Annotated in this window: 12 protein-coding genes; 11 read left to right on the top strand and 1 reads right to left on the bottom strand. The window is 64.8% G+C overall.

All coding sequences use genetic code 11. From position 1 onward, the window contains the following. Nucleotides 1–5 precede the first annotated feature (5 nt). The 10 genes from ACVMIM_RS08770 to ACVMIM_RS08725 all read left to right on the top strand — a co-directional run bounded on the left by ACVMIM_RS08770 (nucleotide 6) and on the right by ACVMIM_RS08725 (nucleotide 13,120). Nucleotides 6–1,040, top strand: coding sequence for an amino acid ABC transporter substrate-binding protein (locus ACVMIM_RS08770; RefSeq protein WP_476111613.1), 1,035 nt, complete (start codon nucleotides 6–8; stop codon nucleotides 1,038–1,040). 96 nt (nucleotides 1,041–1,136) lie between these two features. Then, complete coding sequence (locus ACVMIM_RS08765) at nucleotides 1,137–2,300, top strand: ABC transporter permease subunit (protein WP_476111612.1); 1,164 nt, start codon at nucleotides 1,137–1,139, stop codon at nucleotides 2,298–2,300. Between the two features lie 5 nt (nucleotides 2,301–2,305). After that, nucleotides 2,306–3,385 carry an amino acid ABC transporter permease gene (locus tag ACVMIM_RS08760; RefSeq protein WP_476111611.1) on the top strand — a complete coding sequence of 360 codons (1,080 nt, stop codon included), beginning with the start codon at nucleotides 2,306–2,308 and terminating at the stop codon, nucleotides 3,383–3,385. A gap of 9 nt (nucleotides 3,386–3,394) precedes the next feature. After that, on the top strand, nucleotides 3,395–4,150 hold the full coding sequence (locus tag ACVMIM_RS08755) for an amino acid ABC transporter ATP-binding protein (RefSeq protein WP_476111610.1): 756 nt from the start codon (nucleotides 3,395–3,397) through the stop codon (nucleotides 4,148–4,150). 53 nt (nucleotides 4,151–4,203) lie between these two features. After that, a complete protein-coding gene (locus ACVMIM_RS08750; protein WP_476111609.1) occupies nucleotides 4,204–5,607 on the top strand; it encodes an FAD-binding oxidoreductase in 1,404 nt (467 codons plus the stop codon). A 117-nt stretch (nucleotides 5,608–5,724) separates the two neighbouring features. Then, nucleotides 5,725–7,395 (top strand): thiamine pyrophosphate-dependent enzyme, encoded by a 1,671-nt coding sequence (locus ACVMIM_RS08745; protein ID WP_476111608.1) that lies wholly within the window; start codon nucleotides 5,725–5,727, stop codon nucleotides 7,393–7,395. Continuing rightward, entirely contained in the window at nucleotides 7,392–9,482 is a 2,091-nt protein-coding gene (locus ACVMIM_RS08740; protein WP_476111607.1) for a hydantoinase/oxoprolinase family protein, read from the top strand. The genes ACVMIM_RS08745 and ACVMIM_RS08740 overlap by 4 nt, the downstream gene beginning before the upstream one ends. Nucleotides 9,483–9,484: 2 nt before the next feature. After that, on the top strand, nucleotides 9,485–11,101 hold the full coding sequence (locus ACVMIM_RS08735) for a hydantoinase B/oxoprolinase family protein (RefSeq protein ID WP_476111606.1): 1,617 nt from the start codon (nucleotides 9,485–9,487) through the stop codon (nucleotides 11,099–11,101). Next, complete coding sequence (locus tag ACVMIM_RS08730) at nucleotides 11,101–12,303, top strand: pyridoxal phosphate-dependent aminotransferase (RefSeq protein ID WP_476111605.1); 1,203 nt, start codon at nucleotides 11,101–11,103, stop codon at nucleotides 12,301–12,303. Before ACVMIM_RS08735 ends, ACVMIM_RS08730 begins: the two co-directional genes overlap by 1 nt. 4 nt (nucleotides 12,304–12,307) lie before the next feature. Further along, entirely contained in the window at nucleotides 12,308–13,120 is an 813-nt protein-coding gene (locus tag ACVMIM_RS08725) for an NAD-dependent epimerase/dehydratase family protein (RefSeq protein WP_476111604.1), read from the top strand. A 58-nt stretch (nucleotides 13,121–13,178) separates the two neighbouring features. Here the strand turns inward: ACVMIM_RS08725 and ACVMIM_RS08720 are convergent, their stop codons facing one another. Beyond that, on the bottom strand, nucleotides 13,179–13,358 hold the full coding sequence (locus ACVMIM_RS08720) for a putative quinol monooxygenase (protein WP_476111603.1): 180 nt from the start codon (nucleotides 13,356–13,358) through the stop codon (nucleotides 13,179–13,181). Nucleotides 13,359–13,568: 210 nt separating this feature from the next. Between ACVMIM_RS08720 and ACVMIM_RS08715 the strand changes: the two genes are divergently transcribed. Continuing rightward, nucleotides 13,569–15,671, top strand: coding sequence for an oxidoreductase (locus ACVMIM_RS08715; RefSeq protein WP_476111602.1), 2,103 nt, complete (start codon nucleotides 13,569–13,571; stop codon nucleotides 15,669–15,671). Nucleotides 15,672–15,726: the final 55 nt, after the last annotated feature.

Genomic DNA, 15,726 nt, shown 5'->3' with positions numbered 1-15,726 from the left:
CTGACATGAAAATGATCAAATGGGGGGCCGCAGCCATGGCCCTGGGCCTCGTTCATATGGCTGCGCCGGCCGAGGCCGCCGGCGGCAAGACGCTGGAGACCGTGAAGGCACGCGGCGTTCTGAACTGCACCGGCCATGACGGCTCCTATCTCGGCTTTGCCGAAGTGGACGACAAGGGCAACTGGAAGGGCATGGACATCGACCTTTGCAGGGCGGTAGCGACCGCCGTGTTCGGCGATCCGGCGAAGCTGAAGGTCGTGCCGATCAGTTGGGCGCAGCGCTGGCCATCGCTCCAGTCGGGCGACGTCGACATCATCATCAAGGCGTCCGGCGGCACGCTCAGCCGCGACACCGAGCTCGGCCTGCAATTCTCGATGTCCTACTATCTCGGCACGACCAAGGTGATGGCGCACAAGGAGCTCAACCTGAAATCGCTCAAGGATGCCAATGGCGGCACGATCTGCATTCCCGCCGGCACCTCGCAGGAGCAGCAGGTCGCCGCCTATGCCCAGAAGCTCGGCATCAAGCTTGAGCCGGTGCTGATCGAAAAGACCGAGGAGCTCGAGCAGGCCTATTTCTCCGGCCGCTGCGATCTCTATGCGCAGTGGGGGCCGACACTCGCCATCGCCCGCATCGCCAAGAGCAAGGTCGAGGACCATGTGATCCTTCCCGACGTGCTCGCCGTCGAGCCCGAGGTCATGATCATGCGCCAGGGCGACGACAACTGGGTCGACATCGCCAACTGGACGCTGAGCACCTTGATCTTCGCCGAGCAGGAAGGCATCACCTCCAAGAATGTCGACGAGATCAAGGCCAAGCCGACCTCGCCGCAGGTGGCGAAATTCCTCGGCGTCACGCCCGGCATGGGCAAGGGCCTCGGGCTTTCCGACGACTGGGCCTACAACGTCATCAAGAAGGTCGGCAATTACGGCGAGATCTTCGATCGTGATCTCGGCAAGGACTCGCCCTACAAGATGGATCGCGAGCTGACCAATTTGTGGAGCAATGGCGGCGTCCTGTTCCCGCTGGTGATCGATTGACCCCCTGGTGATCGACTGATCCGTTCCTAACGCATCCGCTTTGAGCTCCCCCGGCTGCCTGCCCGGCGGAGCCGGCGCCAATTCGGGAAGATCCTGATGGTCAGCCTGCTGAGAAATCAGAAGGTCCGCAACACGCTGTTGCAGGTCCTTTTCGTCGGCTCACTTGCCGCAATGGTCCTTGCCTGCGTGATGATCGCCAGGCGCAACCTCGCCGACCAAGGCATCACCTCCGGCTTCGACTTCCTGTTCAAGTCGACGGGCTGGGACGTGAACTTCTCGCTGCTGCCGGCCAACGCCAACGATCCCTATTGGTGGTTCTTCCTGATCGGCATCATCAACACCCTGTTCCTCGGAACCACTGGCCTTGTCCTGGCAACGATCGTCGGCACGATCGTGGGCCTGGCGCGGACCTCGTCCAACGAGCTGGCGCGGTTGCTCGGCCGCACCTATGTCGACATCTTCCGCAACATCCCGCTGATCCTGCAGGTCTTCTTCTGGTATGCGGTCATCACGCATCTGCCGACGCCGCGAGCCGCGCATGAGGCTTTCGGCATGCTGCTGACCAGCCGTGGTCTCTATGTGCCTATTCCCAATGTCGGCGGAGCGGCGCTGGCCGCAGCGATGCTTGCCGTCATCGCGGCAATCGCCCTGCCGGTCTGGCTTGGCCGGACACCCCGCCTCAATCAGCCGTTTGGCGAACGCTCCACCATCCAGCTCGCCGGCGCGACGGCGGCACTGGCTTGCGCCGCCGTCATTCTCGCGGTCGGCCGCCTGCCGGATCTGCCGCTACTCGACTTCCCCGCCTTGCAGGGCCTCAATCTCAAGGGAGGCATGCGCATTCCGCCGGAATTTTCCGCGCTGGCCATCGCCATTGCCATCTATGGGGGCTCCTACATCGCCGAGATCGTGCGCGGCGGCTTCAAGGCGGTCGGCAAGGGTCAGATGGAAGCGGCGCTTTCGTTGGGCCTGAGCCCTTGGCGCGTCTTCACGCTGGTCAGGCTGCCGCTGGCGCTGCGCGCCATGCTGCCGATCCTCGCCAACCAGTATGTCTGGCTGATGAAGGCAACCACGATGGGCATTGCAGTGGGCTTCACCGATTTCTTCATGATCGTGGCGCTGACGATCAACCACTCGGGCCAGACGCTCGAGGTGATCGGCATTCTGATGGCCGGCTTCCTCGCCATCAATCTCAGCCTCGCCGCGGTGTTCAACCGCATCAACAAGGCCATCGCCCTCAAGGGCAATCAACTGAGGGGATGACAGAGATGGAGATGATCGTTGTCGCTCCCCCTGCCCCGGGCAGGCTCGAAGACCTGAAGCGCCGCTTCTTCGCGACGCCGCTTCAGGCGCTGCTGTCGCTGGTATCCCTGACGATCATGGCCTTCATCGTCTGGAAATTGCTCGACTGGGCCGTCTTCTCAGCCGTGTTCACGACCGGCGGCGGGCCCGAGGCCTGCCAGGCGGCGGCCGGCGCCTGCTGGTCGGTCATCACCGCCCGGTGGCGCATCATCCTGTTCGGCCTCTATCCCTTCGAGGAGCAATGGCGCTCCGCACTTGCCTGCGTCAGCGTGGTGGTCATGACGGTGCTGAGCTGCATGCCGGCCTTCTGGACCGGCCGCCGCATCGCCCTCGTCTGGAGCGTAGGGACAGGCCTCTACTATGTGCTGATGAAGGGCGGCGTGCTCGGCCTGCCCTATGTCGGCGAGGAGGCCTGGGGCGGGCTGGCGCTCACCCTCTTCATCTTCGTCACCACCTGCCTGATCGGCTTCCCGCTGGCGATCTGCCTGGCTCTCTTGCGCCGCTCGGACCTGCCTTGGATTTCGCGCACCACCGGTTTCATCATCGATGGCGTCCGCTCGCTTCCGCTGATCTCGATCCTCTTCACATTTGCTGTCGTTCTGCCTTTCGCCCTGCCGCAATGGCTGCAGGGCGACAAGCTCTACCGGGTGATCCTGGGTTCCGCCCTCTTCTTCTCCGCCTATCAGGCCGAGATCGTGCGCGGCGGCATGCAGGGTGTTCCGGCAGGACAGGAGGAAGCCGCCATGGCGCTCGGCATGAGCTACTGGCGGCGCATCGGACGCATCGTGCTGCCGCAGGCCATGCGCAACGCATTGCCGGCGACGATCAACCAGTTCGTCATCTCATTCAAGGAAACCTCGCTGGTGGTGATCGTCGGCTTCTTCGAAATCCTGGCCTCCGGCAACGCCGCCTACGGCACCGGCGAATGGCGCTTCGCCTATGTCGAGGTCTATGCCTTCATCGCCTTCATCTATTTCGTCTTCGTCTTCAGCCTGTCCCGCTACGGCGCTTACCTCGAGCGCCGCATGTCGGTCAGCGAACGGTAGGAGACGCGCATGGATTCGACGCTCTCATCCGGCCCGGCCGTCCGCATCGAAGGCCTCGACAAACATTACGGGTCGTTCCACGCGTTGCGGAAGATAAACCTCTCCGTCGAGCGCGGCGAAAAGATCGTCATCTGCGGTCCGTCCGGCTCCGGCAAATCCACGCTGATCCGCTGCATCAACCGGCTCGAACAGCATGACGGCGGCCGCATAACGGTACTTGGCGCCGAGCTCGACGACGATGTCGCCAACATCGACGGGATCCGGCGCGAGGTCGGCATGGTGTTCCAGCATTTCAACCTGTTCCCGCACATGACGGTGCTTGAGAACTGCATGATCGCGCCGATGATCGTGCGCAAGCGGCCGCGCGCGGAAGCCGAGACGACGGCCAGGCGCTTTCTGGAGAAGGTCCGAATCCCTGAGCAGGCGATGAAGTTCCCGAGCCAGCTTTCCGGCGGCCAGCAGCAGCGAGTCGCGATCGCCCGCGCGCTTTGCATGCAGCCGCAGATCATGCTGTTCGACGAGCCGACCTCGGCGCTCGACCCGGAGATGATCGCGGAGGTGCTGGACGTCATGGTGACGCTCGCTTCCGAAGGCATGACGATGATCTGCGTGACCCACGAAATGGGCTTCGCCCGCCGCGTCGCCGACCGGGTCATCTTCATGGATGCCGGCGAGATCGTCGAGGAGGCGCCGCCGGAGGCGTTCTTCACCTCTTGCCGGAACGAGCGCACGCGGCAATTCCTGTCACAGGTGCTGGGTCATTGAGCCAGGCGCCGCTGCTGTCTATACGCGGCGTGCCACATATCGCAGGTATCGCAATGACCGACCCCGTCACCGCTTTGCGCGAGATTCTCGGACCGAAAGGCTGGCCTTCGGGCGCCGATGCCGAGCCTTATCATCGCGACTGGCTGAACCGCTATGGCGTCGCGCCTTTGGGCGTTGCCAGGCCCGCGAACACGGCCGAAGTTGCGGCGGTCGTCAAGGCTTGCCGGCAGGCAGGATTGGCAGTCGTACCGCAAGGCGGCAACACCGGCCTGTGCGGCGGCGCCGTCGCCGAGCAGGCAAACGCGGTGATCGTTTCGCTGTCGCGCATGACGGCAATCGGCGAGCCGGATCCGGAGAGCGGCTCGATCGCGGTCGAGGCAGGCGTCGTCCTCGCCTCCCTGCACGAGGCGCTGGAGCCGCACGGCCTGATGTTCCCGATGCATCTGGGAGCCGAAGGCAGCGCCAGGATTGGCGGCCTGATCGGCACCAATGCCGGCGGCAGCCAAGCATTCCGGTACGGCATGATGCAGGATCTGGTCCTCGGCCTCGAGGTCGTTATGGCGGACGGCACGGTGTGGGACGGAATGCGCGCGGTGCAGAAGGACAATGCCGGCTATCAGCTGCGCAAGCTGTTCTGCGGTTCGGAAGGCACGCTCGGCATCGTGACGCGGGCAATCCTCAGCCTCCATCCAACGCCAAAGCAGCAGGCGAGCGCGCTGCTGGTGATGTCCGACTTCGCCGCCGCCGTGTCGTTCGGTGCCTTCCTGCGCGGCGAGGCCGGAGAATTCCTGGCGGGCCTTGAATTCTTTTCGGATGTCGGCCTGACGCTCGCGCTCAAGCATCTTCCAGACCTCGCCTATCCGTTGGAGCCGCGCGGCGAGGCCTATCTGCTCGTCGAGATGGCGTCGGGCTCGACGCGCGTTCCCCTCGACGACATCCTGGCTTCGGCGCTGGAATGTGGCATGGAGCAAGGCCTGGTCGTGGATGGCGCGCTGGCCAGTTCGGGCGCGCAGCGGGCGCAGTTCTGGCGCCTGCGCGAGGAGCAGCCGGAGGGACAGCGGCTGGAGGGCGAGCAGCTCAAGCACGACATCTCCGTGCCGCCGGGCGCGATCGCGCGTTTCATCGAGGCGGGCGCGAAACTATGCCAAGACATTGTTCCGGGCGTGCGGATCAACCCGTTCGGCCATCTCGGCGACGGCAATATCCACTACAATCTGTCGCCGCCGGAGGGCCGCGCCGATTTTGACGGCAAGGCCGGAGCATTCGCTGAGACGCTGGCCGCTTTGGCCACCGACATGGGCGGCAGCTTTGCTGCCGAGCATGGGCTCGGCCGCGCCAAGATCGCCATGGCCGACCGCAATCGCAGTTCCGCCGAGCGCACTCTCATGGCGCAGCTCAAGCGCGCATTCGATCCGCAAGGCACGATGAACCCCGGTGTTTTGGTGCGGATTTCATAGCAAAGAAAAACTTTCGAATGGACCGCATTTCTTGATTTCGCGCCGGCCGGCCACAGTGCAGGTATAATCCGAAAGGCGGGCTGGTCTGCTTGCCGCCGCTTAAGAGGATGTCGAAGCATGGTCCGCAATGGCGGTCGCCTTCTTGTCGAGTGCCTGATCGCCCTGGGCGCGACCAAGAGCTTCGGCGTACCCGGCGAAAGCTATCTCGCCGTTCTCGACGCGCTGCACGACACGCGTGGAAAGCTGGACTATGTGCTTTGCCGCAATGAAGGCGGCGCTGCCTTCATGGCCTCCGCCTACGGCAAGCTGACGGGCACGCCGGGTATCTGCTTCGTGACGCGGGGCCCTGGCGTCACCAATGCCAGCATTGGCGTGCATACGGCGATGCAGGACAGTTCGCCGATGATCCTGTTCGTCGGCCAGGTTGGCACCGACATGAAGGGCCGAGAAGCCTTCCAGGAAATCGACTACCGGGCAGTGTATGGAACGGTCGCAAAATGGGCGGTGGAGATCGACGACGTCAAGCGCCTCCCGGAGATCGTGGCGCGGGCCTGGACCGCGGCCCTGACGGGAAGGCCCGGCCCCGTCGTGGTCGCGTTGCCGGAAGACATGCTGACCACCGCGACCGAATCCGTGCCGCTGAGCGGTCCCGCAGCGATTTTCGAAGCCGCGCCGGCACAGGAGGCGACTGCTGCGGCACTCAAGATGCTGGCGGCGGCCGAGAGGCCGGTCCTCCTCATGGGCGGCGCCAACTGGACGGCGGACGGACGCACCGCGCTCAAGGTCTTCGCCGAAGCCTCCGACATCCCGGTCGTCGCCGCCTTCCGCTATCAGGACCAGTTCGACAATCACTCGCCGGTCTTCGTCGGCGAGGCCGGCGTCGGCATGGTGCCGCATGTGAAGAACCTGATCCGCGACGCGGACGTGATCCTCGCCGTCAATGTCCGCTTCGGCGAGATGACGACGGACGGTTACACGCTGCTCTCCGTGCCCGTGCCGCGCCAGAAGCTGATCCATGTGCACGGCTCCGACCGCGAGATCGGCAAGATCTACGTGCCCGCGATCGGCGTCCATGCCGGCCCGAACGCTTTCGCCAAGGCGCTGACGCCGGTGAAGGGTGGCTGGGCCGATTGGCGCGCTGCGGCGCGTAAGGCCTATGAGGGAACTTTTGCCGCGCCGGTGCAGCCCGGTCCCGTAGACATGGTCGCGGTCAGCGCCTGGCTGCGCGAGACCTTGCCGGCCGACGTCATCCTCACCAACGGCGCCGGCAATTTCACCGTGTGGCCAAACAAGTTCTTCAAGTTCGGGCCTGGGGCCCGGCTGCTCGCGCCGCAGTCCGGCGCCATGGGCTACGGCCTGCCGGCGGCAATCGCCGCCAAGGTCGCTTATCCGCAGCGCACGGTCGTCTGCTTTGCCGGCGACGGCGACTTCCAGATGAACTGCCAGGAACTCGGCACCGCCATGCAGGCGGGCGCGCAGCCGATCGTGCTGATCATCAACAACGGCATCTACGGCACGATCCGCGCGCATCAGGAACGCAACTATCCGGCTCGCGTCTCCGGCACCTCGCTCGAGAACCCCGACTTCGTGACGCTGGCGAAGGCTTACGGCTTCCACGCGGAGCGCGTCGAGGCCACCGGCGATTTCGCGGCGGCATTCGAGCGCGCGCTGCAATCCGCGACCGGCGCCGTCCTCGACATCGCCATCTCACCCGAAGCGCTGACGCCTCGCCAAACCCTCTCCCAGATGCGCGACGCCGCGCTCGCTTCCCAGAAAGCCAAGGCATGACCTCCAGATCAGACGACATCCGCCTTGGCGCTGACATCGGCGGCACCTTCACCGACATCGCCCTCGATGTCAGGGGAACGATATTCTCGACCAAGGTTCTGACGAACTATTCGGCGCCCGAGCAGGCGATCCTGGATGGCATCGACGTCGTCATCCGCGATGCCGGGATTTCGGCGGCCGAGATCGGCATCATCATCCACGGCACGACGCTCGCCACCAACGCGCTGATCGAGCGGCGCGGGGCCAGGACGGCCCTGATCACGACCGAAGGTTTTCGCGACGTGATCGAGATGCGGACGGAAAACCGCTTCGAGCAATATGACCTTAACTTGCAGCTGCCAACGCCGCTGATCCCGCGCGAGGACCGCTTCACGGTCAAGGGCCGCATCGGCGCGGAAGGCCAGGAATTGCAGCCGCTTGACGAAGTCGCCCTGGAGGAGATCGCCGACCGCATCGCGGCCGGCAATTTCGGCTCGGTGGCGATCGGCTTCATCCACGCTTACGCCAACCCGGACCATGAGCGCCGCGCGCGCGAAATCCTTGCTCGCAAGCTTAGAATCCCGATCTCGATCAGCGCCGAGGTCTCGCCGCAGATGCGCGAGTTCGAGCGCTTCAACACGGTCTGCGCCAACGCCTATGTGCGGCCGCAGATGGCCGACTACCTCGCCCGTCTGCAGACGCGGCTGAAGGACATGGGCGCCGAATGCCCCGTCTTCATGATCCACTCCGGCGGCGGATTGATCTCGGTGGAAACCGCTTCGGAATTTCCGGTACGGCTGGTTGAATCCGGCCCGGCCGGCGGCGCCATTTTCGCAGCCGACATCGCCAAGCGCTTCGGACTGGAAAAGGTCGTCTCCTACGACATGGGCGGAACCACTGCCAAGATCTGCCTGATCGAGGACTATGCGCCGCGCACCGCGCGGACCTTCGAAGTGGCGCGCACCTACCGCTTCTCGAAAGGCTCGGGCATGCCGATCTCGATCCCCGTCATCGAGATGATCGAGATCGGCGCCGGCGGCGGCTCCATCGCCTGGGTCGACGCCATGGGCCGCATCCAGACCGGGCCCGAGAGCGCGGGATCGGAGCCGGGCCCGGCCTGCTACGGCCGCGGTGGCAGCCGCCCGGCAATCACCGACGCGGACCTCGTGCTCGGCAAGCTCGATCCACACAATTTCGCCGGCGGCGCGATCAGGCTCGATACGGCTGCATCCGAACAGGCCATCCTGCGCGAGGTCGGCGAGCGCCTGTCGCTCAACGCCATGGCGACCGCCTTCGGCATCTGCGAGGTGGTAGACGAGAACATGGCCAACGCCGCGCGCGTCCACGCCGTCGAGAACGGCAAGAACATCTCTGAGAATCTGATGATCGCCTTTGGCGGCGCCGCGCCGCTTCACGCGGCAAGGCTGTGCGAAAAGCTCGGCATCGACCGGTGCATCGTGCCGCGCGGCGCCGGCGTCGGGTCGGCGATCGGTTTCCTCAAGGCCCCGTTCGGCTACGAAGCGCTGACCTCGAAGCTGGCGCGCCTGTCGCAATTTAAGCCGGCCGAGGTCAACGCCCTGCTCGCCGATCTCAAAGCCTCCGCTGAAGGTTTTGTGCGCACCGTCGCCAGCGGCCAAATCGTCTGCGAGATCACCGCCTTCATGCGCTATGCCGGCCAGGGCTGGGAAATCCCCGTGCCGGTGGCCGATGCGCCATTCGGCGACGATGCCGTCGCCAAGCTCAAGGAGCTGTTCGAGGAGAGCTACCAGCGCTTCTTCGGCCGTGCCATCGACGGGCTCGACGGGCTGGAGATCGAGATCGTTACCTGGTCGGTGAAGGCAACGGATGTTCGGCCTGCGGTTGCGCGGCACGAACTCACCATGGGCAAGAAGACCAGCCAACCGACAACGACCCGGGAGGTGTTCGATCCGGTCAGCGGCGCGCCGCGCAGCTATGGCATCGTCGAGCGCGAGACGCTTTACACGGGCGATCGTGTGGCGGGCCCGGCCGTCATCGTCGAGCGCGAGACATCGACCGTCGTCACCACCAGCTTCGATGCCGTCATCCAGAGCGACGGCGCGATCCTCCTGATCCGCAAAGGCAGCTAGGCATGAGCGACATTGGCGAAATCCGCATGCAGGTCATGTGGAACCGGTTGATCTCGGTGGTCGAGGAGCAGGCGCTGACCTTGCTGCGCACCGCCTTCTCGACCTCGGTGCGCGAGTCCGGCGACCTGTCGGCGGGCGTGTTCGATCCGCGCGGCCAGATGCTGGCGCAGGCCGTCACCGGCACGCCCGGTCACGTCAACACCATGGCCGAGGCCGTGCTGCATTTCATGAACGCGATCCCGCGCGAGGAGATGTTCGAGGGCGACACCTATGTCACCAACGATCCTTGGCTGGGCACCGGCCATCTGCACGACATCACAATGGTATCGCCGTCCTTCCTCAACGGCGAGCTCGTCGCCTTCTTCGCCTGCACGGCGCATGTCGTCGATGTCGGCGGCCGCGGCTTCGGCGCCGACGGCAAGTCGGTCTATGAGGAAGGCATCCAGATCCCGATCATGAAGTTCGCGGAGAAGGGCAAGGTCAATCTCGACCTGGTCAGGATCCTGCGCGCCAATGTCCGCGAGCCCAATCAGGTGGTCGGCGATTTCTATTCGCTCGCGGCCTGCAACGAGGTCGGCCACCGGCGTCTCGTCGACATGATGAAGGAGATCGGCCTCACCTCGCTCGACCGTCTCGGCGACTTCATCTTCTCGCGTACCCGCGACGCCATGCTCGAACGCATCGGGGCGCTGCCCAAGGGAAGCTGGTCGAACGAGCTCGTGACCGACGGCTACGACGAGCCCGTTAAGCTCGCGGCTACGGTTTCGGTGCGCGACGACCATGTCGAGGTCGACTTCACCGGCACCGATCCGATGAGCCGCTGGGGCATCAACTGCCCGATCATCTACAGCAAGGCCTATGCCTGCTACGCGCTGAAATGCATGGTGGCGCCCGACATTCCGAACAATGCAGCCTCGCTCGCTTTCTTCACCGTGTCGTCGCCGGTCAACATCCTGAATGCCGTGCGGCCGGCGCCGGTGGCGCTCAGGCACATCTTCGGCCACATGGTTCCCGATCTGGTGCTGGGCGCATTCTCCAAGGCTCTGCCGGGAAAAATCCTCGCCGAAGGTGCCGGCGCGCTGTGGAACATCCACATTTCGGCACGCCCGGTCGCCGGTGGCACCGGCCGCCGCGCCGAAGTGCTGATGTTCAACTCCGGCGGCATGGGTGCCCGCCCCGAGCTCGACGGCTTGTCGGCTACGGCCTTTCCGTCTGGCGTGCACACGATGCCGATCGAGGCGACGGAGCACACCGGCCCGATCGTCATCTGGCGCAAGGAGCTACGACCCAATTCCGGCGGCGACGGCGAATTCCGCGGCGGCCTCGGGCAGATCATCGAGATCGCCGCGACCGAAGGCCATGAATTCGACTTCTCGGCCATGTTCGACCGCGTCAACCATCCGCCACGCGGACGCAATGGCGGCAAGCCTGGCGTCGCCGGCGTGGTCAAGTTGGATGACGGCACGAAGATGCGCCCCAAGGGCTGGCAGCATGTGCCCGCCGGCCGGCGGCTGATATTGGAGCTGCCGGGCGGCGGCGGCTATGGCGATCCGGCCAAGCGCAGCGCCGCGGCGCGGGCCAACGACCGATCCAAGGGCTATATTTCGGAGAACGATTGATGAGCTATGTTGCCTCGCGCCTGTCGGTGGTGAAACCCTCCGCATCGATGGCCGCTTCGCAGGCCGCCAGGGCGCTGCGTGCCAAGGACGTGGATGTGATCGATCTCGGGCTGGGCGAGCCCGACTTTCCGACTCCGCTGCACATCATCGACGCCGCCCATTTCGCCGCGAAGGCCGGCCAGACGCTCTACACGGCTGCCGCCGGCACAGCCGAAGTGCGCGAGGCGATAGCCGGCAAGTTCCGTCGCGAGAACGGGCTGGACTACTCGGCCGACGACATCGTCGTGGCCAACGGCGCCAAGCAGATCATCTTCAACGCGCTGATGGCGACGCTGGAGACCGGCGACGAAACGATCCTGCCGGCGCCCTATTTCGTCTCCTATCCCGAGATGGTGAAGCTGCTCGGCGGCACGCCTGTCGTCGTCGAATGTCCAGAAACCACTGGCTTTCGGCTGACGCCCGCATTGCTTGAGGAGGCCATCACGCCGAGGACGAAGTGGCTCTTCCTCAACATGCCGGGCAATCCATCCGGCGCGGTGTATTCAGAATCCGATCTCAAGGCGCTGGGCGCGGTGCTGGCCAAGCACCCGCATGTGCTTGTCCTCTCCGACGAGATTTACGAGCACATCCTCTTCGACGGGCGCGAGTTCGTTTCCTTCGGCAAGGCATGTCCCGAACTCAAGCACCGCACGCTGATCGTCAACGGCGTCTCGAAATCCTATGCGATGACCGGCTGGCGCGTCGGCTACGCGGCAGGACCCGCACCGCTCGTCAAGGCGATGTCGACGATCCAGAGCCAGTCCTGCACCTCGGTGTGCTCGATCGCGCAGGCCGCCACCGTCGCCGCGCTTAACGGGCCGCAGGACGAGGTGGCGCGCTTCCGCCAGGCCTTCGAGAGGCGTCGCGACCTGGTCGTCGACGGCATCAGGAAGATCAACGGCCTGACGCTGTCGCCGCCGGAGGGCGCCTTCTACGCCTATATCGGCTGCGCCAGCCTGATCGGCCGCAAGACGCCCAAGGGCGACGTTCTGGGGGACGATGCGGCCGTGGCCAACTATCTTCTGAGCGAAGGCCGTGTGGCGTCCGTGCCCGGCGTCGCCTATGGACTGTCGCCCTTTTTCCGCATCTCGACCGCGACCAGCGAAGAGGTGCTGAGCGAAGCGATCGCGCGCATCAACGCCGCGGTCGCGCAAGTGGAGTAAACGAATGCCGCATTACGAACGTATCCTGATCACCGGCGCCGCCGGCCGGCTCGGCTCGCAACTGCGCAAGGGCTTGGTGCCGCTGGCAAGGACAATCCGCCTGGCGGGGCGCGAGCCGTTCGGCGATCTCGCGCCGCACGAGGAGGAAGCGGTCTTCGACCTCGCCGACATGGAGGCGACCATCGCAGCGACCAGGGACTGTGACGCGATCGTGCATTTCGGCGGCGCGCCGCTCGAATGCGAATGGCAGACCATCCTCGATTCCAGCATCCGCGGCTCCTACCACATCTATGAAGGGGCCCGGAAACACGGCGTGAAGCGCGTCATCTACGCCTCCTCGGTGCATGCCATCGGCTATCACGAGATCGAGGCGCATATCGGCGTCGACGCACCGGTGCGCCCCGACAGCCTCTATGGCGTGTCGAAGAATTTCGTCGAAAGCCTCAGCCGGCTCTATTGGGACAAGTTCGGCATCGAGACCGTGTGCCTGCGCATCTTCTCGTCCTTCGCCGAGCCGGCCGATCGGCGCATGCTGTGGTCATACCTCTCCTTCGCCGACTGCGTGCGGCTGGTCGAGGCGTCGCTGACCGCGCCGCGCGTCGGCCATACGATCTCCTTCGGCATTTCCAACAACAAGCTGAAGATGGTCGACAACAGCGGCGCCGACCATCTGGGCTTTGTCCCGCAGGACAGCGCCGAACCATTCCGCGCCGCCATCGAGGCGAAGACGCCTGTTCCCGATCCGAACAAACCGTCGGTGAAATATCTCGGCGGCTGGTTCTGCGAGCTTGGGCACCCTGACGACAAGCCGGCGTGACGATCAGGCTTGAGCTTATAATCGGCGACGCTGCTTCACGTCGCCATTCGGCTCAACATCACGAAACGACGGACGTCGGACGTGCGACCAGATCGTCAAGGCGTCCAAATAGCGGCTTCCAATGCGGCACCGCCAGATGCCGCTCGAGGTCGTCCTTCGAGCGCCAGTTCTCGTAGAACATGAACACGCAAGGATCGGCCGGATCGACATGACGGTGCCGATCATACGTGCATTTCAAGCCTCGCTTTGAGTCCGGCTCCAGTTTGACGCCAATGATGAACTGTCGGTTTCGCCGGGCCGTTGGTGATCCTGACGGGTCTCGCCATTTGGCACATGGACGTCATATGCGCGCCAGGCTGGAAGGACGGCTCGCTTTGGCCATTGCGTTCCAGAACGATCTCGATTACGTTGTTGAACGATCGTTCAACAGTGCATTCGAGACGCCGCCATGCCGTGCAACCCTCGTTACGAAATCCTGTTCGAGCCGGTAAGAATAGGGCCCGTCACCGCGCCGAACCGCTTCTATCAGGTGCCGCATGCTAGCGGGATGACAAACGCGCTGCCGCGCGTTCGCGCAGCGTTTCGCGAAGCCAAGGCCGAAGGCGGATGGGGCGTGATCTGCACGGGGGCTTGCTCGATCGATCCGACTTCGGACGATGCGCCGCTGCCTTTCGCGACGCTGTGGGACGACAACGACATCCGCGCTCACGCGCTGATGACGGAAGCCGTGCACCGCCATGGATCGCTTGCCGGCGTGGAGCTGTGGCATGGCGGCGCTTCGGTGATGAACCGCACAAGCCGCCTGCCGCCGTTGTCGCCATCCGGCATTCCGTGGATGGCCACGCATGTCGGCTTCATGGGCAATCTGAGGCCGAAGACGATGGACAAGGCCGACATCCGCGAGGTGCTGAGATGCCAGGCCGAAGCGGCACGCAAGGCGCGCACGGCCGGCTTCGATATCGTCTATGTCTATGCCGGGATGGGCTATCTCGGCTACGAGTTCCTGCTGCCGGAATACAATCATCGCGTCGACGAATATGGCGGCTCGATCGGGAACCGTGTCCGCTTCGTGCGCGAGATGATCGAGGTGACGAAGGACGCCGTGGGCAAGGATTGCGGTGTCGCGCTTCGTGTCAGCCTTGAGGAGCTGCGCGGCCGGCCTGGCCGCAACCAGCCCTCGGAAGCCCATGAGCTGATCGAACTTTTGGCCGACCTGCCCGACCTGTTCGACGTCAAGATGGACTCAAGCCCGACGGATTGCTCGGCGTCGCGCTTCACCGGCGAAGGCAGCCACGAGCCGGTGATCGATTTCGTCAAGTCGCTGACGAAAAAGCCGGTGGTCGGCGTCGGGCGCTTCACCTCGCCGGACACGATGGTGTCGCAGATCCGGCGCGGCGTGCTCGACTTCATCGGCGGCGCGCGGCCGTCGATCGCCGATCCCTTCCTGCCGGCCAAGATCCGCGAGGGCCGCGAGGCCGAGATCCGCGAATGCATCGGCTGCAACATCTGCATTTCGAGCTGGCATGACGGCGTGCCGGTGCGCTGCACCCAGAATCCGACCGCCGGCGAGGAGTGGCGGCGCGGCTGGCATCCCGAGCGCGCCGGGCGCGCCGACAGGCCCGAACGCATCCTCATTGTCGGCGGCGGACCGGCCGGGCTCGAATGCGCCATGACACTCGGCCGCCGCGGCCACGAGGTGATGCTTGCCGACGCCAGCCGCGGCTTCGGCGGACGGCTGACCTTCGAGAAGACATTGCCAGGGCTGTCGGCCTGGAATCGTGTCGTCGAATACCGCCTCGGCCGCATCGGCGAGATGAGCAATGTCTCGCTCTATCCCGAAAGCGCGCTCGGCGCCGACGAGATCATCGACCTGGCGCCGGAGCGCGTGGTGCTGGCGACCGGCGCGCGCTGGACGAACATGCTCTATTCCTCGATGGAGATCCCCGTCGGACGGCTCGACCATGCGAACGTACTCACACCCGACGACATCGCCGCCGGCAAGCTCCCTGAAGGGCCGACGCTGGTCTTCGATTTCGACAATTACTACATGGGCAGCGTCCTCACCGAGCATCTAGCCGCGCAAGGCATTCCGGTCAGCTATGCGACATCGGCCGGCCAAGCGTCGGCATGGACCATTATGACCAACGAGCTGCCGCTGGTGCACCGGGCGCTGGCGCGCCGCAACGTGCCGGTGACGACGCTGCATCTGCTGAAATCCTTCGATGGCGAGACGGCAACACTGGCGCATCTGTTCACTGGCGAGGAGACCCGCATGGCCTGCCGCTCGGTGCTGATCGTCGGCCTGCGTTTGCCGCGAAACGAATTGTTCGAGGCGCTGAGCGAAAGAGCGGACGTGCTCGCGGCGGCGGGCATCCGGAGCGTCGATCGCGTCGGCGACACGCTGGCGCCCGGCGCCATCGCCCATGCGGTGCATAGCGGCCACAAGCTGGCACGCGAAATCGGCGAGAAGCTTCGCTGGCGGCCTTACCGCCGCGACACGCCGATCGTCGATGCGGCAGCGGATTTCGAGATGCGAACGGCAGCCGAATAGAGCAATTCCAGGAAAAGCGAACGGGTTTTCCGTTCGGAATTGCGTCAACAAGGAG

Source organism: Mesorhizobium sp. USDA 4413, assembly GCF_056280365.1.
Note: the sequence above shows the minus strand (reverse complement) of the source record. Positions and strands in the feature narration are given on the sequence as shown.

Coding starts and splice junctions, on each gene's coding strand:
- ACVMIM_RS08770 (WP_476111613.1), top strand. CDS start 6: ATGAAAATGATCAAATGGGGGGCCGCAGCCATGGCCCTGGGCCTCGTT.
- ACVMIM_RS08765 (WP_476111612.1), top strand. CDS start 1,137: ATGGTCAGCCTGCTGAGAAATCAGAAGGTCCGCAACACGCTGTTGCAG.
- ACVMIM_RS08760 (WP_476111611.1), top strand. CDS start 2,306: ATGGAGATGATCGTTGTCGCTCCCCCTGCCCCGGGCAGGCTCGAAGAC.
- ACVMIM_RS08755 (WP_476111610.1), top strand. CDS start 3,395: ATGGATTCGACGCTCTCATCCGGCCCGGCCGTCCGCATCGAAGGCCTC.
- ACVMIM_RS08750 (WP_476111609.1), top strand. CDS start 4,204: ATGACCGACCCCGTCACCGCTTTGCGCGAGATTCTCGGACCGAAAGGC.
- ACVMIM_RS08745 (WP_476111608.1), top strand. CDS start 5,725: ATGGTCCGCAATGGCGGTCGCCTTCTTGTCGAGTGCCTGATCGCCCTG.
- ACVMIM_RS08740 (WP_476111607.1), top strand. CDS start 7,392: ATGACCTCCAGATCAGACGACATCCGCCTTGGCGCTGACATCGGCGGC.
- ACVMIM_RS08735 (WP_476111606.1), top strand. CDS start 9,485: ATGAGCGACATTGGCGAAATCCGCATGCAGGTCATGTGGAACCGGTTG.
- ACVMIM_RS08730 (WP_476111605.1), top strand. CDS start 11,101: ATGAGCTATGTTGCCTCGCGCCTGTCGGTGGTGAAACCCTCCGCATCG.
- ACVMIM_RS08725 (WP_476111604.1), top strand. CDS start 12,308: ATGCCGCATTACGAACGTATCCTGATCACCGGCGCCGCCGGCCGGCTC.
- ACVMIM_RS08715 (WP_476111602.1), top strand. CDS start 13,569: ATGCCGTGCAACCCTCGTTACGAAATCCTGTTCGAGCCGGTAAGAATA.